This is a genomic window from Pantoea sp. R13S299, from assembly GCF_048515925.1.
In the GTDB taxonomy this organism is placed as follows: Bacteria; Pseudomonadota; Gammaproteobacteria; order Enterobacterales; family Enterobacteriaceae; genus Pantoea.
In genome coordinates this window covers 209,745-230,283 of sequence record NZ_JBLYEF010000003.1, presented here as the reverse complement: position 1 = coordinate 230,283, position 20,539 = coordinate 209,745, and the positions used below count along the sequence as shown (strand labels likewise).

17 protein-coding genes are annotated in these 20,539 nt (G+C 57.1%); 8 read left to right on the top strand and 9 right to left on the bottom strand.

All coding sequences use genetic code 11. The features are described 5' to 3' along the window. Window positions 1-25: 25 nt before the first annotated feature. Both ACN1CO_RS15425 and malM read left to right on the top strand, forming a co-directional pair. Entirely contained in the window at window positions 26-1,327 is a 1,302-nt protein-coding gene (locus tag ACN1CO_RS15425; RefSeq protein ID WP_419139696.1) for a maltoporin, read from the top strand. Between the two features lie 104 nt (window positions 1,328-1,431). Continuing rightward, window positions 1,432-2,373: a maltose operon protein MalM gene (gene malM, locus ACN1CO_RS15420; RefSeq protein WP_419139695.1), complete on the top strand. Its 942-nt coding sequence runs from the start codon at window positions 1,432-1,434 to the stop codon at window positions 2,371-2,373. A 165-nt stretch (window positions 2,374-2,538) separates the two neighbouring features. On the opposite strand, the gene ACN1CO_RS15415 is transcribed toward malM, so the two are convergent. From ACN1CO_RS15415 to ACN1CO_RS15405, 3 genes are read right to left on the bottom strand one after another with little or no spacing between them, the layout of a single operon-like run. Further along, a complete protein-coding gene (locus ACN1CO_RS15415; protein WP_419139694.1) occupies window positions 2,539-2,856 on the bottom strand; it encodes a YciI family protein in 318 nt (105 codons plus the stop codon). A 9-nt stretch (window positions 2,857-2,865) separates the two neighbouring features. Next, window positions 2,866-3,489 carry an FMN-dependent NADH-azoreductase gene (locus ACN1CO_RS15410; RefSeq protein WP_419139693.1) on the bottom strand — a complete coding sequence of 208 codons (624 nt, stop codon included), beginning with the start codon at window positions 3,487-3,489 and terminating at the stop codon, window positions 2,866-2,868. 45 nt (window positions 3,490-3,534) lie between these two features. Continuing rightward, a complete protein-coding gene (locus ACN1CO_RS15405; protein WP_419139692.1) occupies window positions 3,535-4,290 on the bottom strand; it encodes an alpha/beta hydrolase in 756 nt (251 codons plus the stop codon). 151 nt (window positions 4,291-4,441) lie between these two features. Here ACN1CO_RS15405 and ACN1CO_RS15400 point away from each other — a divergent pair, with 151 nt between their 5' ends. After that, window positions 4,442-5,458 (top strand): GlxA family transcriptional regulator, encoded by a 1,017-nt coding sequence (locus tag ACN1CO_RS15400; RefSeq protein WP_419139691.1) that lies wholly within the window; start codon window positions 4,442-4,444, stop codon window positions 5,456-5,458. A 72-nt stretch (window positions 5,459-5,530) separates the two neighbouring features. Here ACN1CO_RS15400 and malQ read toward each other — a convergent pair whose 3' ends face one another. Next, on the bottom strand, window positions 5,531-7,606 hold the full coding sequence (gene malQ / locus ACN1CO_RS15395) for a 4-alpha-glucanotransferase (RefSeq protein WP_419139690.1): 2,076 nt from the start codon (window positions 7,604-7,606) through the stop codon (window positions 5,531-5,533). Window positions 7,607-7,614: 8 nt separating this feature from the next. Next, complete coding sequence (gene malP, locus ACN1CO_RS15390) at window positions 7,615-10,017, bottom strand: maltodextrin phosphorylase (RefSeq protein WP_419139689.1); 2,403 nt, start codon at window positions 10,015-10,017, stop codon at window positions 7,615-7,617. 282 nt (window positions 10,018-10,299) lie between these two features. On the opposite strand from malP, the gene malT reads away from it, so the two are divergent. Then, window positions 10,300-13,002, top strand: coding sequence for an HTH-type transcriptional regulator MalT (gene malT / locus ACN1CO_RS15385; RefSeq protein WP_419139688.1), 2,703 nt, complete (start codon window positions 10,300-10,302; stop codon window positions 13,000-13,002). A gap of 10 nt (window positions 13,003-13,012) precedes the next feature. Here the strand turns inward: malT and ACN1CO_RS15380 are convergent, their stop codons facing one another. Then, complete coding sequence (locus tag ACN1CO_RS15380) at window positions 13,013-13,306, bottom strand: DUF1330 domain-containing protein (RefSeq protein WP_419139687.1); 294 nt, start codon at window positions 13,304-13,306, stop codon at window positions 13,013-13,015. A 158-nt stretch (window positions 13,307-13,464) separates the two neighbouring features. Between ACN1CO_RS15380 and ACN1CO_RS15375 the strand changes: the two genes are divergently transcribed. From ACN1CO_RS15375 to ACN1CO_RS15360, 4 genes are all read left to right on the top strand, one after another. Then, window positions 13,465-14,370 (top strand): LysR family transcriptional regulator, encoded by a 906-nt coding sequence (locus tag ACN1CO_RS15375; protein ID WP_419139686.1) that lies wholly within the window; start codon window positions 13,465-13,467, stop codon window positions 14,368-14,370. Window positions 14,371-14,634: 264 nt separating this feature from the next. Continuing rightward, window positions 14,635-15,189, top strand: a complete 555-nt coding sequence (locus tag ACN1CO_RS15370) for a YfiR family protein (RefSeq protein WP_419139685.1) — start codon at window positions 14,635-14,637, stop codon at window positions 15,187-15,189. A 1-nt stretch (window position 15,190) separates the two neighbouring features. Then, complete coding sequence (locus ACN1CO_RS15365) at window positions 15,191-16,399, top strand: diguanylate cyclase domain-containing protein (RefSeq protein ID WP_419139684.1); 1,209 nt, start codon at window positions 15,191-15,193, stop codon at window positions 16,397-16,399. A 24-nt stretch (window positions 16,400-16,423) separates the two neighbouring features. Continuing rightward, complete coding sequence (locus tag ACN1CO_RS15360) at window positions 16,424-16,897, top strand: OmpA family protein (RefSeq protein ID WP_419139683.1); 474 nt, start codon at window positions 16,424-16,426, stop codon at window positions 16,895-16,897. A 108-nt stretch (window positions 16,898-17,005) separates the two neighbouring features. On the opposite strand, the gene ACN1CO_RS15355 is transcribed toward ACN1CO_RS15360, so the two are convergent. From ACN1CO_RS15355 to ACN1CO_RS15345, 3 genes are all read right to left on the bottom strand, one after another. Further along, a complete protein-coding gene (locus ACN1CO_RS15355; RefSeq protein WP_419139682.1) occupies window positions 17,006-18,016 on the bottom strand; it encodes a Gfo/Idh/MocA family protein in 1,011 nt (336 codons plus the stop codon). Between the two features lie 10 nt (window positions 18,017-18,026). After that, on the bottom strand, window positions 18,027-18,854 hold the full coding sequence (locus ACN1CO_RS15350; RefSeq protein WP_419139681.1) for a TIM barrel protein: 828 nt from the start codon (window positions 18,852-18,854) through the stop codon (window positions 18,027-18,029). 98 nt (window positions 18,855-18,952) lie between these two features. Continuing rightward, window positions 18,953-20,395 carry a sugar porter family MFS transporter gene (locus ACN1CO_RS15345; protein WP_419139680.1) on the bottom strand — a complete coding sequence of 481 codons (1,443 nt, stop codon included), beginning with the start codon at window positions 20,393-20,395 and terminating at the stop codon, window positions 18,953-18,955. Window positions 20,396-20,539 lie beyond the last annotated feature (144 nt).

The following is a 20,539-nucleotide window of genomic DNA, read 5'->3' as shown; positions in this document are numbered from 1 at the left end:
AAGCAATGACCTCAGGAGATAGAAAATGTTAACTCTGCGCAAACTCCCCATCGCCGTTGCCGTCGCGGTGGGAACCCTCTCCGCCCCGACGATGGCGGTGGATTTTACCGGTTACGCCCGTTCCGGCATTGGCTGGACCGGCAGCGGTGGCGAACAGCAATGTTTCCAGGCCACCGGCGCCCAAAGCAAATACCGTCTGGGCAATGAATGTGAAACCTACGCCGAACTGAAATTAGGCCAGGAAGTGTGGAAAGAGGGCGACAAGAGCTTCTATTTCGACACCAACGTTGCTTACTCCGTGGCGCAGCAGAATGACTGGGAAGCGACATCACCCGCTTTCCGTGAAGCCAACGTCAAAGGTAAAAACCTGATCGACGCACTGCCGGGTTCCACCATCTGGGCCGGTAAGCGTTTCTATCAGCGTCATGACGTTCACATGATCGACTTCTACTACTGGGATATCTCCGGTCCGGGTGCCGGTCTGGAAGATGTGGATCTGGGCTTCGGTAAGCTCTCGTTCGCCGCAACCCGTTCATCTGAAGCGGGTGGCTCTTACACCTTCTCCAGCGATCGTATCCGTGACTTCGCCACCAGCACCGCCAACGACGTGTTTGATGTGCGTCTCGCCGGAATGGAAACCAACCCGAACGGCGTGCTGGAACTGGGTGTCGATTATGGTCGTGCCAATGCGCGTGACGGCTACCGCATTGAAGATGGTGCGTCGAAAGATGGCTGGATGTTCACCGCTGAACATACCCAGAGCATGCTGAAAGGCTACAACAAGTTTGTGCTGCAATACGCCACGGACGCGATGACTTCGCAGGGCAAAGGCGTGCCGCAGGGCACCAATATCAATAACAACGGCGATATGTACCGCGTTCTCGATCACGGCGCGATCTCGCTGGCGGAACGCTGGGACCTGATGTACGTCGCCATGTATCAGAACATCGATCTGGACAACAACCGGGGCACCGAGTGGTACACCGTGGGTGTGCGCCCGATGTACAAATGGACGCCAATCATGAGCACCCTGCTGGAGCTGGGCTACGACAACGTCAAATCGCAGCAGGCGAACGAGCGCAACGGCCAGTACAAAGTGACGCTGGCTCAGCAGTGGCAGGCGGGTGACAGCATCTGGTCACGTCCGGCGCTGCGTCTGTTTGCAACCTACGCCAAATGGGATGAGAAGTGGGGCTACAGCAAAGATAACTCCGGTGATCTCACCTCCTTCGCCTCTGCGGACTCCACTGGGAACGGTATCCTGACCAACAGCCGTGGCAAAGACGACGAAGTGACCTTCGGCGCGCAGATGGAAATCTGGTGGTAAGCCAGAACCTGTTCTGACGGGCGCGGTGACGCGCCTGATGGATCTCTTTGGTCGCGGTGTGCCATTGCCTGGTTCACACCGCGACCTGCAATAAGGTACGCATAATGAAAATGAAAAAACTGGCTGCACTCTGCCTGGGTGCGGCGTTACTGACAGGACACGCGCTTCCCGCCCTGGCGGAGGTCAATCTGGTGCCGCAGGATCTCTCTTCCGCACCCGTCGTCGCCCCTGAAACATTACAGCGCCTGAGCTGGCAGCCGCTGGCGGCCTCTCAGACGCAGACCACAAAACTCGCCAGCAGCGGACAGACGCTGAATGCGCCCCACATCGCCGGACCGGTCGCGGCTTACAGTCTGCCCGCGAATATCGGCGAACTGACGCTGACGCTGAGCAGTGAAGTGGCGAACGGTCAGGTCTATGCGCCTAACGTGCTGGTGCTGGATGAAAATCTGCGCCCTGCGGCGTGGTTCCCCAGCCGCTACTTTACCTATCAGAAGCCGGGGGTGATGGCGGCAGATCGGCTGGAAGGCGTGATGAAATTAACTCCGGCGCTGGGCCAGCAAAAGATTTACCTGCTGGTATTCACTACCGACAGCGATCTGACCCAGACCACCACGCTGCTCGATCCGGCTAAAGCCTACGCTCAGGGCACCGGCCATGCCGTGCCGGATATTCCCGATCCAGTCGCCAGTCACAGCCGCGAAGGCACCATCAAGCTGAAGATGCAGACCAGTTCCGGCTCCTCGATTCTGGTCGGGCCGCTGTTTGGTTCATCCGGCCCGGGTTCGGTCACCGTGGGTAACGGCGCACCGGCGGCTTCGGCTTACAGCGCAGCACCTGCCCCTGCTCCGGCCGCAGCGCCCGCGCCAAAAGCCCGTGCGGAGCCGATCATGAGCGATACCGAGAGTTATTTTAATCAGAAGATCACCCAGGCGGTGAACAGCGGCAATATCGACAAGGCGCTGAAACTGCTGGATGAAGCCGAGCGGCTGGGGTCGACCTCTGCACGGCAAACCTTTATCAGTAGTGTTAAAGGCAAGGGGTGACGCTGCCCCGACGCTATTGATGTTGTCCCATCTGGTGCGCTCTGGCGCACCTTTTTTATTTCGGGCGTCACAGGGTGCGACGGGCAGGCAGCAGAAAACCCTGCTCCGGCGGTTTTCACAACCGGAGCAGGGTTATTGAGGTGTCATAAACAACTTATCGGACCGCTATTTTACGGAAAGGGAGACCGCCTCTTTTGCCCAGTGGCCGGCAAAAGGTTCGGCAGCGATGGCGGCAATGACTGCATCGGTTTGCACGCTGACGAGGTTATAGCGGATAAAGGGATCTTTAGAGAGCGCTATTTTGACCGCGTCGTCGTCGGGATAATTCGCCAGGATATAGCCGCCCGTTCCATCGACGCGGGGACCGGCGAAAATAATATTTCCGCCCACGATATTATCGGCGAGCCATTTTTTATGCCCCGCAGTATGGTGGGCCAGTTCATCCTGATTGTGCAGATAGGTCAGCGTAATGGAATATAACATGGTCACTCCTTAATTAACGGCGGCCACGATGTCAGAAATGGCATTCAGCGCCCGTTCAATCTCGTGCTGGCGAATATCGTCAGATTTGGACGCCCCCTCGGCGCGGATAAAATGAATCTTATCAATGCCGAGAAAACCGAAATACGCGCTGAGATAGCGCTCCTGGAAATCCATTGAGGCAAAGGGGCCGTTTTCATAAAACCCGCCACGCGCTGACGCGACGATCACGGTTCGTCCGCCTGCCAGCCCGACCGGGCCTTTTTCGGTATAGCGAAAGGTTTTACCCGGCTGAGCCAGGCGATCCAGCCAGGCCTTGAGCTGAGTGGGAACCGAAAAGTTATACATCGGCGCGCCAATCACAATGATGTCGCTGGCCATAAATTCGCTGACCAGCTCATCTGATAAGCGATGCTGGCTTTGCGTCTCTTGATCCGCGTCGTTAACACCCAGCGGTCTGAACCCCTGAGCAATACTGGCGGTTAAATGCGGAATGGCATCTTCTGTAAGGTCGCGATAATGAATGCGGGCACTGCTGTCCCGCGCCTGGAGCTGCCGGACAATTTCCGCCGATAATAAGCGCGTGACCGACGTTCCTTCTAAAATACTGGAATCAAGATGAAGAATAGCTGACATGAATCCTCCTGGTGCAGGCGTAGTAATCACTCAATGAGCTGAACGTTAATTCAGGCTTTTTGCTGCTTTTGCAATAAAACGGGCAACATCGTCGGGATGTGAAATAAGTGAAAGATGGCTGGAGCGAAGGGTTTTTGTTTCAGAGCTTGTCTGAGCCACTATTTTTTTCTGCACGTTATAGGGCAGGGCATTATCGTTTTGAGTCAGCAGATACCAGGAGGGTTTATCTCTCCAGGCCGCCTGCTTTATTTTTTCATTAAACGCACGGGCCGCGATGGGCTGCTGAACCGCTGTCAGCTGCTGTACTTTATCTGAAGCGACATCTGCCGCCATGACATGCTGAAATGCCGCCGGGCTGTCGAGCCAGATCAGGCCGTGTGAATCGGGCGTCATACCCTGCATCGGGCTGCCAAGACGGTTTAACAGGTCGCTGACTGACTCCCCGCTGTCGGGCACCAGCGCTGAGAGATAGACGATCCCGCGCACCTTTTCATTGTTGCCCGCCTGCGTCACCACGGCACCCGCCCAGGAGTGTCCGACCAGCAGAACATCGCCGTGCTGACGGGCGATAACCCGCTCGGTGGCGTCAACATCGTCCTGCAGCGAAGTCAGGGGATTCTGCACCGCTGTGACGTGATAGCCTTTAGCCTGCAGACGTTCAATAACCGCAGTCCAGGATGATCCATCGGCAAATGCGCCATGTACCAGCACGATGTTAGTGATGCCTTGTGCATTCACCATCGCGGGCGCGCTCATCAGGGCGGAGAGGGTGATGGCGCAGAGTGATCGAAAGAGCTTCATTAATTCTGTTTCCTTCCGGTATCTTTTGCAGTGAGGAGGGCATATCTGGCCCCTGCTCTGTTGAATCCAGTGTAAGCCGCTGCCTGGCATTGAGTAAGGTGAGAAGAGGGACTAAAAGCATGCAAAAAACGACAAAACGGATCGCGCATTCATGACGGTCCGTATCGCAATCATCGCGCTGGAAGGAAGCCTGCACTCCTCGATCTCCGGTTTGTCCGACATGTTCTGGATTACCCATCAGGCCATGCAAAACCAGCCTGAACAGCCCGCCGGGACAGCAGGGAACCTGTTTGAGGTGCAGATTGTCAGTGCCGACGGTGCGTCGGTACGGGATGCGCAGGGCCGGATGATCACCGTGGATTGCGCCTTTGCAGACGTGGACCAGCCAGATATCGTCATCGCGACCGGCATGGCACTGGGCGCGGATCGCCTGCCGGTTCATATGCCCGGTTTTGTCCGGGCCGCGGGCTGGATAAGACAGCAGTATGAGCGGGGGGCCAGAGTGGCCGGTGCCTGCGCCGGTGCTTTGCTGCTGGGCGAGGCGGGCCTGTTAAATGGTAAGCATTGCACCACAACCTGGTGGCTGTTCCATACCCTGCAGCAGCGTTATCCGGCCGCGAAACCGGTGTGGGGTAAGGCGATGGAAGAGGATGGGCGTGTGCTGACAACCGGCGGGCCGCTGTCGTGGGTGGGTGTGGCGCTGCAGATCATCCGTCGTGAAGCGGGTGGCGACATTGCTAAACTCACCGCAGATATGGCCGTGGCCGACAGCCAGCCTTTATCGCAGCAGGTCTATGCGCCACCGGGTTTCGTCAACACCCGACATCCTTTACTGATGCGCGCAGAAGAAATTATTCGTTATCGCAATCCCGCCATTACCGCCGAAATGCTGGCGGCCGCCCTGCACACCACCGAGCGCACTCTGCAACGCAGACTCAAGGCGCTGACGCAGGAGACGCCGAAAGCTTTTATTACGCGGGTACGGATAGAGTCAGCCTGTGTGTTGCTGGCCAATCCGCAGGCCAACATCCGGGAAGTGGCTGCTGAATGTGGCTACAAAGAGGATACGGCGTTTCGTAAGGCGTTCAGCCAGACGCTCGGTATGACGCCGGTACAGTATCGTAAATGGATCACGGAGAGAAACGCGGAGACCCGCAAGCCGGTCTGATGCTGGCGGCGCGAGCCTTCCCTGGCGCGCGCTCACCTGGCCTCTAATTTGTCCTGTCCTTCCTCATTACCCTCAGCTCTGCACTGACCGCCTGCGGCGTGCCGTCAAATCCCTTAACAGCGATTCGGTTTCTGGAATGCTGAACAGCGTTTCAACATCGACGCTCAGCTTGCGACGCCAGTTCGGATACTCATCGCTGGTGCCGGGAATGTTCACCGGTGCGGCCATATCCAGCCAGTCCTCCGGTTGCAGACCCAGCAGAGCGCTGTGGCTGTCCGCCAGATAGCGCTGCATCGCCCGGTTTAATGCTTGGCTCATGCCGGTGCGACGTGCATCGCGTCCGGCACGTTTCGGCAGCGCACCGACCCGATGCAGACTGTTTAGCAGTGCCTGTTTCGCCCGAAGTCGATCCTGATACAGCCCGGCCAGCACCACTTTGTCCGGATAGAGACCGAGTTGCGCGCCGGTGGTCAGATCGTCACTTTGCCACCAGCCGCGCAGCGTCGGGAGATCATGCGTGGTGGCGACGGCCATTGCCTGCCGGGGCCAGCTGGCGGGCGGGCGAAAACCGGCTTCTGAGGTCTGTTCGAACCAGAGCACTTTGTAGGAGTAAACCCCGCCATCCCGCAGCTTATCGACAATCGCTTCCGGCACGGTGCCAAGATCTTCGCCAATCACCATGCAGCGATGACGCTGGCTTTCCAGCGCCAGAATCGCCAGCAGATCGTCGATGGGATAGTGCACATAAGCCCCGTGCATCGCGCTTTCACCCGCCGGGATCCACCACAGGCGCATTAGCGCCATCACATGATCGATACGCAGCGCGCCGCAGTGGCGCATACTGGCGCGCAGCAGGGCGATCCACGGCTCCCAGGCGCGCTGGCGCATCACCTGTGGATCCATGGGCGGCAATCCCCAGTCCTGGCCACGCGGGCCGAGAATATCAGGCGGTGCGCCGATGCTGGCATCCATACAGTAGAGATCCTGTTCGCTCCAGGTCTCTGCGCCACCCTGCGCGACGCCTACCGCCAGATCGCGGTAAAGGCCAATCGGCATCTGTTGCTGCTGGCAACTGTTCCAGCAGCTTGCAAACTGCTGTGCGGCCAGCCACTGCAGCCAGAGCCAGAATCGCACCTCATCCTGATGCTGTTTCAAAAAGGTCTGCACCGCCGGGCTGCCGGGATTCTGCAACGCCTCCGGCCACACCGGCCAGCCCCAGCGCCCGCTATCCTGCGCCATCTGGTCGGCATGCAGTGCATCAAACAGCGCCTGATGCTGCAGGCTTTCGCCGCCTTCACGAATAAATGCATTAAACGCCTGCACCTCAGGATTGTCGGCGTCACGCTGGGTAAACTGCGGCCACGCCAGGCTCAGCGCCTGAATCTTCAGCCGGGTTACCGCCGCGTAATCGACCCACTCGGCCGCGCGTGCCAGCGCCAGCGCCTGCTGCGTTTCCGGCTGTTGCCACCAGGCCTGCGCGTCGGCACTCCGCTGAAAGTCAGGCACGGCGCTCACATCGATGTAAATCACATTGAGCCAGCGCCGGGATGAAGGGCTGTAAGGACTGGCACTCTCCGGGCTGGAAGGAAACAGCGCATGGATGGGGTTAAGGCCGATAAATGCGCCGCCGCGTGCGGCGACTTCCGGCAGCATCCGGCGCAGATCGCCAAAGTCGCCAATGCCCCAGTTCTGCGCCGAGCGCAGGGAGTAAAGCTGCACGCAGGCGCCCCACAGGGATTCACCGGCCAGCAGTGCCGGCGGTTCATAACAGCGGGCCGGGGCGATAATCACCCGGCACGACCACTGCTGCGCGCCCTGTTGCAGCGTCAGTTGATGATAGCCTTCGGGCAGCGGCGGCAGATGCAGCGGCTGGCCGGGCTGGCAGCGCCCTGAGCTGATCTCACCCGCCTCGCTGAGAAGCTGCCAGTGGGCATCGTCGCTCAGCTGTGGCGACAGGCTCAGCAGATCGCCGCTGCGGAAAATCACCACCGGTGGCAGCGGCGTGCTCAGCGGATTGGGAGGCTGCATCACCGCCAGCAAACGCTGGCGGGTCAGGGTCGGGATCGCCTGTGGCTTGCCGTGAGCATTGATATACTCAGCGGCGATGCCTGCCAGGGGAAAATTATCCATAACCGGATCTCTTTTCATGGCGTTCCTTAGCGTTTCGCTTGCCAGATGCGTTGCTGGTAATCGCGGATCGCGCGATCGGAGCTGAACATGCCACAGCGTGCGGTATTCAGGATGGTGGCACGTGTCCAGGCTTCCTGATCGCTCCACAGCCGTTCCACCTGCGCCTGCGCATCCAGGTAGGGCTGGAAGTCAGCCAGCACCAGATAGGGATCGCCGCCTTCCGGGCCGAGGCTGTGCAGCATCGCGTCAAAGGCGTGGAGATCACCCTGGCTGAAGGTGCCATCTTCCAGCGCCTGTAGCACCTGATTGAGCTGTGGATCTTTTTTGCGCCACTGCGCCGGAGCATAGCCATCCGCTTTTAACGCCACCACCTGTTCCACGGTATGCCCGAAGATAAAGATGTTTTCGCTGCCGACCTGCTCGGCGATCTCGACGTTCGCCCCATCAAGGGTGCCGATGGTCAGCGCACCGTTAAGCGCCAGCTTCATGTTACCGGTGCCGGAGGCCTCTTTACCGGCGGTAGAGATCTGCTCTGAAAGGTCAGCGGCCGGAATCAGGCGCTCGGCGACGGAGACGTTGTAATCGGGAATAAACACCACCTTCAGGCGGTCGCCGATGCGCGGATCCTGATTGATCACCTCTGCCACTTTGTTGATCGCATAGATGATGTTTTTCGCCAGCGCATAGCCCGGCGCGGCTTTGGCACCAAACAGCACCACGCGCGGCGCGCGGTTCGCCTGCGGATCGATGACCAGCGTCTGCCACAGCGCAATGATGTGCAGCAGGCTCAGATGCTGACGTTTGTACTCATGCAGGCGCTTAATCTGCACATCAAACAGCGCGCTGGGGTCGATCTCAATGCCGGTCCGGTTTTTGATCCAGCCAACCAGCGACTGTTTGTTCTGCTGCTTGATGGCGCGATACTCAGCGCGGAAAGCGGCGTCATCCGCAAAAGCCTCCAGTCCCTCAAGGACATCGAGGTCGTTCAGCCAGGGCTTGTTTAAAGTGCGGGTGATCAGCGCACTCAGTGCCGGGTTGCACTGATTAATCCAGCGGCGCGGCGTAATGCCGTTGGTGACGTTATGGAATTTCTCGGGCCACATCTGGTGATATTCCGGGAAGAGATCCTGCACCACCAGTTTCGAGTGCAGCGCCGCCACACCATTGACGGCGAAGCCGCTGGTGACGCAGAGGTTGGCCATCCGCAGCTGGTTATTGTGCACCAGCGCCAGTTTCGCCCATTTTGCTTCATCATCCGGCCAGCGCGCCGTGACAGCTGCCTTAAGCTGCGCGTTCAGGGTGTTGATGATTAGCATATGGCGCGGCAGCAGGCTGCGCACCAGCCGCACATCCCAGCACTCCAGCGCTTCCGGCATCAGGGTGTGGTTGGTGTAGGCAAAGGTGTGCTGGGTGATCTGCCAGGCGCGATCCCAGCTCAGCTGATGCTCATCCAGCAGCAGACGCATCAGCTCGGGGATCGCCAGCGTCGGATGGGTGTCGTTAAGCTGAATGACTTCGTGATCGGCCAGGGTTTCAATGCTGCGTCCGGCCAGATGATGGCGACGGAGAATATCAGCCAGCGCGCAGGCACACTGGAAATATTGCTGCATCAGACGCAGTTTTTTACCGTTCTGATGATTGTCATTGGGGTAGAGCACTTTGGTGAGTTTTTCTGCATCAATACCCTGCTGCTCGGCGCGCAGAAAGTCGCCGTCGTTAAAGCGGCTGAGGTTAAACGGCTGAGCATGTTTCGCCTGCCACAAACGCAGTGGCTGGCTGATGCCATTCTCAAAACCGACCACCGGCAGATCCCAGGCTTCACCGATTAGCTCAAACGCCGGTTGCCACTGCGGATGACCCGCCACCGTCACCACTTTACCGCCCAGCCCGACCCGCACGTTAAGCGCGGCGTTGTGGTTAAACCACGGATAGCGATCGCGCTGCCAGTCATCCGGGCCTTCGACCTGCGCGCCCTGTTCGAAACGCTGGCGGAACAGACCGTACTGATAGTTCAGACCGTAGCCGGTTGCCGGCTGACCCACATTCGCCATCGAATCCAGGAAACAGGCCGCCAGACGACCGAGGCCGCCGTTGCCCAGCGCCGGATCGGTTTCGTTTTCCAGCACGTCGGTCAGTGAAATATTCCAGGCAGAGAGCGCGTCGTTCACCGCGTCATACCAGCCCAGGTTCAGCAGGTTGTTGCCGGTCAGGCGACCGATCAGAAACTCCATCGACAGGTAGTTAACGTGGCGGAGTTCTGTCGGAGCAGGGGGAGCAGGTTGCGCGGCTAGCATATCGGCCAGCGCACCGCTGAGTGCCTGCCACCACTGTGCAGGGGTCATCTCCTGCGCATCGCGCAGGCCAAAACGCTGCCACTGACGGGTCAGGGCAGCGTTGAACTGAATCGGGTTAAATTCGGGCTGTGTCATGGTTGAGGTCCTGTAAAAACAGAAAGTAGGTCAATGTGACGACAGTCTGCCCGTGCAGAAACTTACGCTCATCCTCCTGCAAAGAATTAGCGCAGGAGGATAGGGAGGGTGGAGAGGATGAGGCAATTCCTAAATCGTTGAAGGAGTGTGATAGCGCACGCTTTTGTAAAGTTTAGTTAATGGGTTTACTTGCATTCATCAGACGAAATGCTGAACCTGTGTAAGGAATAATTACGAAGCGTAAAATAATGATGCGCTCGACGAATGGAGAAACGCGCGCCCATGCTCATACCCGCCAAACTCAGCCGACCGGTCCGTCTTGAAGGCACCGTCATCCGTGAAAGATTGCTGCAAAAACTCACCGCTGCCGGTAACTATCGGCTGGTGCTGGTCACCAGTCCGGCGGGCTACGGCAAAACCACACTGGTGTCGCAGTGGGCGGCGGGCAAAAGCGATCTGGGCTGGGTTTCTTTAGATGAGGGCGATAATCAGCCGGAGCGCTTTGCCGATTACCTGATTGCGGCACTGCAACAGGCCACTCACGGCGGCTGTCCCCGCAGTGAACTGCTGGCGCAGAAGCGGCAGTATGTGAATCTTAATGCACTGTTTTCCCAGCTGTTTATCGAGCTGGTGGAGTGGCAGCAGCCGCTGTGGCTGATCGTTGATGATTATCATCTGATCACCAATCCGGTGATTCACGACGCGATGCGCTTTTTCCTGCGCCATCAGCCTGAAAATCTCACCCTGATTCTGATGTCACGTAACCTGCCGCAACTCGGTATCGCGAACCTGCGGGTGCGTGAGCAACTGATTGAGCTGGGCAGCCAGCAGCTGGCGTTCACCCATCAGGAGGCGCGACAGTTTTTTGACTGCCGGCTGGCGGCGCCGCTGGAAAGCGAAGAGAGCAGCCGACTCTGTGATGATGTGGCGGGCTGGGCGACCGCGCTGCAGCTGATCGTGCTGTCGGCGCGACAGGGAGCCAGTTCGGCTCAGCATTCCGCCCGGCGTTTCTCCGGCATCAACTCAAGCCATCTCGCCGACTATCTGGTGGAAGAGGTGCTGGATAACGTCGATCTGCCTACCCGCCATTTCTTACTGAAAACCGCGCTGCTGCGTTCAATGAACGATGAGCTGATCGCCTGCGTCACCCGCGAAGAGAATGGCCAGATGCGGCTGGAGGAGATCGAGCGGCAGGGTCTGTTTCTGCAGCGCATGGACGATTCCGGCTGCTGGTTCAGCTACCATCCGCTGTTTGGCAACTTCCTGCGTCAGCGCTGTCAGTGGGAACTGGCGGCAGAACTGCCTGCGCTGCATCGGGCTGCGGCAGAAAGCTGGATGGCGCAGGGTTTCCCCGGTGAGGCGATCCATCATGCGCTCGCCTCGGGCGATGCCACTATGCTGCGGGACGTGCTGCTGAAGCACGCCTGGACCCTGTTTAATCAGAGCGAGCTGCCGCTGCTGGAAAACTCCCTGAAAGCGCTGCCGTGGGAGATGATGCTGGATAATCCGATGCTGGTGCTGCTGCAGGCGTGGCTGATGCAGACTCAGCATCGCTTCTCTGAAGTCGACAGTCTGCTGGCACGTTTTGAGCAGGCCAGCCGCTGCGACATTGATGCGGCACTGCGCGGTGAATTTAATGCGTTGCGCGCCCAGGTGGCGATCAACGATGGCAATACTGATGAAGCGGAGCGGCTGGCGAAAGTGGCGCTCGACACGCTGCCCGCCAGCCGTCACTACAGCCGCATTGTGGCGACTTCGGTGCATGGCGAAGTGATGCACTGCAAAGGCGAGCTGGATGATTCGCTCAAGCTGATGCGGCAGACCGAACAGATGGCGCGACGCGATGAGGTGTGGCACTACGCGCTCTGGAGCATGATTCAGCAGAGCGAGATTCTGTTTGCTCAGGGCTTTTTGCAGGCCGCTTATGAAATTCAGAGCCGCGCCTTTGTGCTGGTGGACGAGCAGCATCTGGCGCAGTTCCCGCTGCATGAGTTTCTGCTGCGTATTCGTGCTCAGCTGCTGTGGGCCTGGGGCCGACTGGAAGAGGCGGAGCAGGCGGCGCGCGAAGGCATCAAGGTGCTGAATGGTTACCAGCCGCAGCAGCAGATTCAGTGTCTGGGACTGCTGGTACAGTGCTCACTGGCGCGCGGCAATATAGATAATGCCCGCAGCTACCTGAACCGGCTGGAAAACCTGCTGAACAACGGCAACTGGCACAGCGACTGGATCGCCAATGCCGATAAAGTCCGGGTGATCTACTGGCAGATGACCGGCGACAGCCAGAACGCCCGCGACTGGATGCGGCAGACGCCCAAGCCTGCCTTCGCCAACAACCATTTTCTGCAGGGACAGTGGCGGAACATCGCCCGCGCGCAGATCCTGCTGGGTGACGTCAGTCAGGCGGAAGTGGTGCTGGAAGAGCTGAATGAAAATGCCCGCGCCCTGCGCCTGATGAGCGACTTAAACCGTAATCTGCTGCTACTGAATCAGATCTACTGGCAGACCGACCGCAAAGCAGAGGCGCAGCGTGTGTTGATTGAAGCGCTGAAGCTGGCGCGCAGTACCGGCTTTATCAGCCATTTTGTGATTGAAGGCGAGATGATGGCGCAGCAACTGCGGCAGCTGATTCAACTGAACACCCTGAATGAGCTGGACAGCCACCGCGCCCGCCGCATCCTGCTGGAGATTAATAAATATCACCGTCACAAATTCGCCCATTTCGATGAAGGCTTTGTCAGCCGGTTACTCAACCATCCTGACGTGCCGGAACTGATCCGCACCAGCCCGCTGACACAGCGTGAATGGCAGGTGCTGGGGCTGATCTATTCGGGCTACAGCAACGACCAGATTGCCGGTGAGCTGGCAGTGGCTTCGACCACCATCAAAACCCATATCCGCAATCTCTATCAGAAGCTGGGCGTCACCCACCGCAGCGAAGCGATGAATCAGGTGCAGTCGCTGCTGAAAATGATGGGCTATGTCTGACGGTGAAGGCTTAAAGGCTGGCCCCTTCCACCAGCACAAACGTCCCATGCGCTGCTCCGGCGCGCAGCGCCCTGGCGGCCTGATAGGCCGGGCTGTCATAAAAACGTTTGGCTTCAGCAAAAGAGCTGAACTCAAAAACGACATGACGTTCGTGAGCCTCCCCCTCCAGATTTTCATACTGCCCTGATCCGGCAACGAGGGTCGGATTAAATTCCTGCATGGCCTCGCCAGCCGCTCTGGCGTATTCAGCGTAGGCGGCTGGGTCCGATACGGTCACGTGAGCGATTAAATAACCTTTGTTCATTTCTCTCTATCCTTCATGAGTGGGGAAAACCTTCTCTCTGAGAGGGCTCTCCTTGTGGTCGCGTTGTGCGAAATCTGCGGTGTGAAAGCACTCTATTAGCTATCAATAAGGTGATAAATTACGGAAAAAATAACGCACTGTTTCTCTGCAGGAGAACAATGAAAAACCTTGAAGCACTGACGATCTTTGCCCGTGTGGCGGAAATGAAGAGTTTTACTCAAGCCGCTGAAAGCCTGGGGATTCAGAAAGGGCGGGCATCACTGGTGGTCCGGGAACTCGAAAAGGAGACCGGTGCGACGCTGCTGCACCGGACCACGCGCACCGTGCAGTTAACAGAAGATGGCAGAGCTTTTTATGCACGCGCACGGGATTTGCTGGCGGACGTCGAGGAGTTGCAGACCATGTTCGCTCATGTCGGGAGTGCACTGCGTGGCAGGATACGCGTTGATATGCCGGCTGTGCTGGCGCAAAGCGTGGTGATCCCCGCTTTGCCACAGCTGCTGGAAGCCCATCCTGAACTGGAAATTGAGCTTTCAGGCAGTGACCGCCTTGTTGATCTGGTTCATGAAGGATTTGATTGTGTCATCCGCCTGGGGCCGATTGTGGATGAGACGCTGATTGCCCGTCCGCTGGGAAAGCTGCGTATGATCAATGCTGCCACGCCCGGGTATCTGGCGCGTTTCGGGGTGCCGCATACGATTGATGACCTTCTCAATCAGGGCCACCAGATGGTTCACTACCAGCGGAGCTTTGGCGTGAAGCCAGAGGGATGGGAGTATCCAACGGGTGACGGCTACAAAATGCTGATGTTACCTGGTGCGATGAGAGTCAACAGTGTAACGGCCTATCATGAGGCGGGGCTGGCCGGACTGGGCTTAATTCAGGGGGGTTACTCCACACTCGCGCCCTTTATAGAACGCTGCGCGCTGGTTGAAGTCCTGCCCGACCTGCGTCCGGAGCCGCTCAGTGCCTCGTTTGCGGTGGCGCATCGACGAAATCTGTCGCGGCGTGTCAGGGCCTTTATGCAGTGGACGGAAGAAATTCTGAAACCTTATTTCGACTGATTTGAATCGTGAGTCTGACGCCCGATAAGATCACGCCGGGCAGTTAATAACGCATCATGACACCGCTTATAAGCTGTGCAGATTGTTTTACAACGCCTCCCCCTGACGACCAGTCATTTCCTGAGTGTATTTCACGAGTAAACGATAAAAATATAGTCACAATTGGTACTAATTAAAATCCGTGTGCAAATGTAACTGCCGCTGTGCTAATATTTTCACGCTTATTCAGGTCTCCTGCCGTGCGTAGTATTACTGGAACGCAGTATGATAGATAAATATCAGATTCATTGTGAAATCGATGTGCTGCTTCTGCTGCGTCACATCTGCAAAATCGTTTTTACGTCTCTTATTTTGCTGCTGCTCCCTCATTTTGCCTGGGCCGAAATTAAAGATGGAAAAGCTAATCGTATTGTCAGCGGTATTATTAGCTTCACCCAATGGCCGGGTGTAAAAAACCCTGAATTATGCGCTTTAACTTCAGCACGGCATCTCTCTTTGCCGCAACACTCTGCATCTCCGGCGCAGACATTCACCGTTGTCTATCTGGCTGACGTAGGTGATATCGGGAAGCATCGATGCAACGCCGTGTATTTCGGCGATCAGACACCAAAGCAGCAGGTTGAGGCTATTCAGCAGTTTAACGGAAGAGCCGTTCTTACTCTTGCTGAGAACAATGCCGAGTGCACAACGGGCGCCTCTTTTTGCCTGATCTTTCAACCTGATCATACGCATTTTTCCGTTAACCTTGATTCGCTGACCCGAAGCGGTGTCAGGGTGAGTCCGGATGTGCTTTTGCTCTCCCGCGAGGGAAGCGAATAAGATGAAATTCGATAAATTAAGACATGACAAATCATCCATCCGCAATAAACTGCGGAAAATAAGCACCATCAATTCGGCGGTGATATTACTCTTGTGCTGGCTGCTGCTCTCGTCAACGTCACTACTGTTTATTAAAAATTATGAGAAAAGAAACCTCGAATTAATTGGTTCGACGCTCAGCACCACATTAACGGCGGCTACCGTTTTTGCCGACAGTTACGACGCGCGGAATAAAATCGAACGGCTTGGCAATGAGGGCATGTATGCCTCGGCGAAGCTGGTTACCCGTGATCAGATTGTTCTGGTCCAGTGGCATGCGCAGCAGGAACAGACAGGCTGGTATTCACGTTTGCTGCGTGAGTGGATTTATATCAAACCGCTCAACGTTAATATCATTCACGCTGACGCCGCTGTCGGCACGTTGACGCTGGAAGGCACTGTGACCGGCGCGGTGAGTTTCATTCGCTACTCATTCATGATTCTGACCAGCGGGATGCTCTGTGTGCTGCTGATCTCGCTCCTGCTGAGTGAATTTCTGCATCGGGGAATGATCGCGACGCTGCGCACCATCACCAGTTCGATTCACTATGTCATTCATTCTGGCGATTTTTCGCTGCGTATTCCGGGCGGTCCTATCCGGGAGTTTCAGCTCTTCTCAGATGACCTGAACTCGTTGCTGATGGAGATGCAATCGCTGAAGGCATCGCTGATGCGTGACAATCTTTCGCTGGCCGCCAAAGCGCTGGAAGACCCGCTAACCGGCCTGGCCAACCGCAGCGCCTTTTCTGCCCGTCTGACTCAGCTCCTCGACCAGCAATATGCCCATGAGCGTTTTGCTGTGCTGTTCCTTGATGGCGATCGCTTCAAGAGCATCAATGATAACTGGGGTCATGCCGCCGGGGATGAGGTGTTGAAAGCGATAGGGGAGCGCCTGTTATCACTCGCGGCTGAACAGGACCTGGTCGCCCGATTAGGCGGGGATGAGTTTGCCATGCTGGTCAGCAGCCGGGCCAGTGAGGAGCAGTTGCAGCAACTCATGCAGCGCATTCATGACGTCATCATGGAGAAAATCATTATTGCCGAAGGCATGCCGATTACGACCTCGGTGACCATCGGCTACGCGTGGTCACAGCACGGTGATACGGTTGAGTCCATTCTCGAACGTGCCGATATGAATATGTACAAGAATAAGCGAACAAATAAAGCGTAAATAAGGCGTGAACGAGGCGTAAATATGAAGAAGAACATTTCCCTGATGCTGCTTACTTTGGCTCTGGTGGGTTGTCAGTCGAAAGAGCGTTTTAGCGAGGCGCAAATCGCAGCGATGAAAAGTGCCGGATTCACTCAGAACATGGAAGGCTGGGGATTGGGCTTATCCGATAAGATCCTGTTTGGCGTAAACGAATCAGAACTGACGCCTGCCAGCAAAAGCACGATTCAGGGGATGGCGAAAAACCTGGCATCGACCGGTATTGAACATGTGCGCATCGACGGGCATACCGATAATTACGGTAAGCCGGATTATAACCAGCAGCTGTCATTGAAAAGAGCGAATGCGGTCGCGGCACAGTGGGCTGTCGGCGCGGCGATACCGCGAGAAAATATTATTACGCGTGGCCTGGGCATGAGTGCCCCGGTGACCAGCAACAACAGCGCGCAGGGGCGTGCGCAAAACCGACGCGTAGCCATTGTGATCACGGCGCCGTAATAAGCCAGCGGCCAATTTTTGGTTTGTCTGCGTTTTTACCAAAGCATGACGCGCTGTAGTAAGAGAGGGAATGTGAATGCACGGCGAAGCCCACCGTGCACTTTTTTGTCAGCGGTAAAACGCCGGTTTATCCGCCATCCTGACCGGCACAATCTCGCCGGAGGTTTGCGCCACGACGCAGGCATCCGCCGCGACCGCTGCAGCGTAGCCATCCCACGCAGAAGGACCGGTCATCTCACCGCTGATGACGTTATTGATAAACGCCTGCAGCTCCACGTCATAGGCATCGATAAAGCGCTTTTTCCAGTCCGTCAGAATCGTGGTAGAGAGTTTTGCCGCGCTGCGCGTCTGCACTGAAACCGGCTCCGGCAGGCGGGCAACGCCGCTTTCGCCCACCACTTCACACTGAATGTCGTAACCATATTCACAGTTCACGAAGATTTCGACATCAATGCGCGCACCTTTGGCGGTCTCCAGCAGAACGATTTGCGGATCGCGAAGGTGTGACGACGCCTTGCGGGTTTTACGCGGGAAGATCACCTGCACGCTGGCATAGTCATCATTCAGCAGCCAGCGCAGCACATCCAGCTCATGGATCAGCGTATCGGTGATCGCCATGTCGGTGGTGTAACTGTCGCCCACTTCCGGGTTGCGATGCGCGCAGTGCAGCATCAAAGGCTCGCCAATCTCGCCGCTGTCGATGACCGCTTTCAGCGCACGGTAGCCGCTGTCATAGGGGCGCATAAAGCCGACCTGCACCAGCTGACGTCCCGCTTTGATCTCCGCTTCCACAATGTTCATACAGCCTTGAGCGGTGACCGCCAGCGGCTTCTCGCAGAACACCGCTTTGCCCGCCTCGATACAGGCCAGCACAAAGGCTTCATGCGTCGGACCCCATGAGGTGACCAGCACTGCGTTAACCTGCGGATCGTTGATCAGATCAATCGCATTGTCATAAATACGCGCTTCCGGCGTCAGCTCATTCACAATCTGCTGGCAGTTGTCGCGGTTGATGTCGTTGAGTGCCACCACGCGCGCATTCTGTAAAACTGTGCTGCAACGGCGGATATGTTCGCGGCCGATTGCGCCGGTGCCGATAACACCAATGTTAATTGTCATGATAATCCCCTTAAGCTGAGTGATTTAACAGCTGGATGCTGTCGCGAATTTCGCGGGTGATGTCCGCTTCCTGCCAGCTGTTCATCACTGAGGAGAACGGCTCAAAGGCGTAAAGGCCGGTGTAGCCCATCTTCTCCAGCCGCCCGACCTGCTGTTTGCTGCGCAATCTGTCATCTGCGCTGAGCATGATGCGCTCTTCGTCGGTGAGTTCGCTGACCGGGCGCGGGTCGGTGACGCCGGAGAGATGCACCAGCCCGATCTGCTGAATGTCGACGTCCTGCTCAAAGGTCTGCTCCGCATCCTCAAACAGATGATGATGGAAGGTATCGATCAACAATCTGAACGGCACGCCCGCTTCACGGATCAGCGTCTGTGCCAGGGTTGCTGAACGCAGTGAGCTTTGCGGGAAGCCCAGCGGCTCGACCAGTCCCTGAATGCCGGCTTCGGCGAACAGCGGGGCCAGGGTTTTCAGCGCGCTAATGGTGTCGGCGGCGCTGATGGGCGTGCCGTCATTGAGCGGGCAGAGCACCAGTGATTCTGCGCCGACCGCCTGCGCATCGCTTAACAGCTGGCGGGCGCGCTGAAGCACCTCTTCATTCAGCTGGTTAAACGGGTAGAGCGCATTAATGGTGACAATCCGGATGCCTGACTCACGCGCCAGTGCTTTCACCTCATCGCCGGTGAGATCGTCGGTCACGCGTCCGCTGGGCATATCATTGCGCAGCTCGACATTGTGAATACCCAGCTGGCTGACCAGTTTAAAAAACTGCGGAAGGGTGAGGCTGGGCGCTATTTTACGGTTGATGCAAAAGCGCGCGTTGGGAATATTCAGGCTCATAACAATTTCCTTGAATGTAGGGTGTCGGTGTTAATAGCAATCGGGTCGTCAGCGTAGTGACGCGGGCCGTTATTTCTTTAATGCGCAGCGTTCAGGGACTATTTTTTGCCGTTATAGAGCGCATAGAAATAGTGCTCGACCTGCTCAAGACTTCTTCCCCGGGTTTCGGGAATAAACTTCACAACAAAAACAGAACCGCCGATGCCGATTGCCGCGAATATAAAGAAGGCACCGGCCAGACCAAATGCGGCTAATAACAGCGGGAAGGCCATGGAGATGGCAAAATTAGCGATCCACAGTGAGAAGACTGCGCCGCCCATACAGATGCCACGCATCCGCGCCGGGAAGATCTCCGACAGCAGCAGCCAGGTGACCGGTGACAGCGCGCCCTGCTGGAAGCAGAGAAACATCAGCATGCCCGCCAGAACCAGGTAAGCCCGCAGCAGGTTGACTGTGCCATTGAGATATTCCGGCATCAGCCAGCAGACCAGCCCGATAAAGAACAGGCAGCAGGTGCAACCCATCTGCCCGATTAGCACCAGCGGGCGACGGCCCACTTTGCCGATTAGCCAGATACCCACCAGCGTCATCACCACCGAAATCACCCCATTGGCAATGGTGGCGAACAGTGCGGCATCGTTGCTGAGTCCGGCTGCGGTCAGCATGGTAGGGGCGTAATACATGATGGTATTGACGCCGGTCAGCTGCTGAACGGCGGCGATGCCCACACCCAGCAGGAAAATTTTCATCAGCCAGGGTGTCGCGAGATCGCGCAGGCGGCCTTTGCCACGCTGACGGTTCTCTTCGATGGTTTCTTCAATCTCCTCCAGTTCCCATTCCACATCCTCGGCGGCACGGGTTTTCTCCAGTACCTCACGGGCGGCCTGACTGTGACCTTTCATGACGTGCCAGCGTGGGGTTTCAGGCATAAATATCATGCCGATCCAGAGCAGAACGGCGGGGACGATCGATAGCGCCAGCATCCAGCGCCAGGTATTTTCGCCGCCCCAGATATCGTTAAAGGTGGCGTTAGAGATATAGGCCAGCAGCTGACCGCTGACGATCATCAGCTCCTGCAGTGTGACCAGCTGGCCGCGTTTGTTGGCAGGTGCGATTTCTGCGATGTAGACCGGCACGGTGGCCGCTGCACCCCCAACGGCAAAGCCCAGGAACAGGCGTGAGGCGATCATCCAGGTAACGTCCGGTGCCAGGGCTGACCCAACGGCACCCAGGGCGAAGATCAGCGCCAGCGCGATGATAATGCGTCGTCTGCCGAGGCCATCCGCCAGATGACCGGCGGCCAGCGCGCCGAAGGCAGCGCCAAACAGCAGGGAGCTGGTGACCAGCCCGGTGGTAAACGGGGTGAGATGCAGATCGCCGCGCATAAACAGCAGCGCACCCGAGACCACACCGGTGTCATAACCAAACAGCAATCCACCCAGGGTGGCGACCAGCGCAATAATCTTCACAAAAGGCTCGGTGCGGGTGGTGCTATTTGGACCGGAGGCCGGGTTCGACGAGATATAGAGTTCTTTTTCCATGAATACTCCTGGTAATAACGGCAAAGACAAAACGTCAGAACATGAAGAAGCCATCACCCTACTGATATTTTTATTTCGGGTTAAATTATATTTGAAACTTAGTTTTCATTATGTGAGCTCAAGCCTTTCGCCCTTTTTATTTTG

Coding starts and splice junctions, on each gene's coding strand:
- ACN1CO_RS15425 (WP_419139696.1), top strand. CDS start 26: ATGTTAACTCTGCGCAAACTCCCCATCGCCGTTGCCGTCGCGGTGGGA.
- malM (WP_419139695.1), top strand. CDS start 1,432: ATGAAAATGAAAAAACTGGCTGCACTCTGCCTGGGTGCGGCGTTACTG.
- ACN1CO_RS15415 (WP_419139694.1), bottom strand. CDS start 2,856: ATGTTATATTCCATTACGCTGACCTATCTGCACAATCAGGATGAACTG.
- ACN1CO_RS15410 (WP_419139693.1), bottom strand. CDS start 3,489: ATGTCAGCTATTCTTCATCTTGATTCCAGTATTTTAGAAGGAACGTCG.
- ACN1CO_RS15405 (WP_419139692.1), bottom strand. CDS start 4,290: ATGAAGCTCTTTCGATCACTCTGCGCCATCACCCTCTCCGCCCTGATG.
- ACN1CO_RS15400 (WP_419139691.1), top strand. CDS start 4,442: ATGACGGTCCGTATCGCAATCATCGCGCTGGAAGGAAGCCTGCACTCC.
- malQ (WP_419139690.1), bottom strand. CDS start 7,606: ATGAAAAGAGATCCGGTTATGGATAATTTTCCCCTGGCAGGCATCGCC.
- malP (WP_419139689.1), bottom strand. CDS start 10,017: ATGACACAGCCCGAATTTAACCCGATTCAGTTCAACGCTGCCCTGACC.
- malT (WP_419139688.1), top strand. CDS start 10,300: ATGCTCATACCCGCCAAACTCAGCCGACCGGTCCGTCTTGAAGGCACC.
- ACN1CO_RS15380 (WP_419139687.1), bottom strand. CDS start 13,306: ATGAACAAAGGTTATTTAATCGCTCACGTGACCGTATCGGACCCAGCC.
- ACN1CO_RS15375 (WP_419139686.1), top strand. CDS start 13,465: ATGAAAAACCTTGAAGCACTGACGATCTTTGCCCGTGTGGCGGAAATG.
- ACN1CO_RS15370 (WP_419139685.1), top strand. CDS start 14,635: ATGATAGATAAATATCAGATTCATTGTGAAATCGATGTGCTGCTTCTG.
- ACN1CO_RS15365 (WP_419139684.1), top strand. CDS start 15,191: ATGAAATTCGATAAATTAAGACATGACAAATCATCCATCCGCAATAAA.
- ACN1CO_RS15360 (WP_419139683.1), top strand. CDS start 16,424: ATGAAGAAGAACATTTCCCTGATGCTGCTTACTTTGGCTCTGGTGGGT.
- ACN1CO_RS15355 (WP_419139682.1), bottom strand. CDS start 18,016: ATGACAATTAACATTGGTGTTATCGGCACCGGCGCAATCGGCCGCGAA.
- ACN1CO_RS15350 (WP_419139681.1), bottom strand. CDS start 18,854: ATGAGCCTGAATATTCCCAACGCGCGCTTTTGCATCAACCGTAAAATA.
- ACN1CO_RS15345 (WP_419139680.1), bottom strand. CDS start 20,395: ATGGAAAAAGAACTCTATATCTCGTCGAACCCGGCCTCCGGTCCAAAT.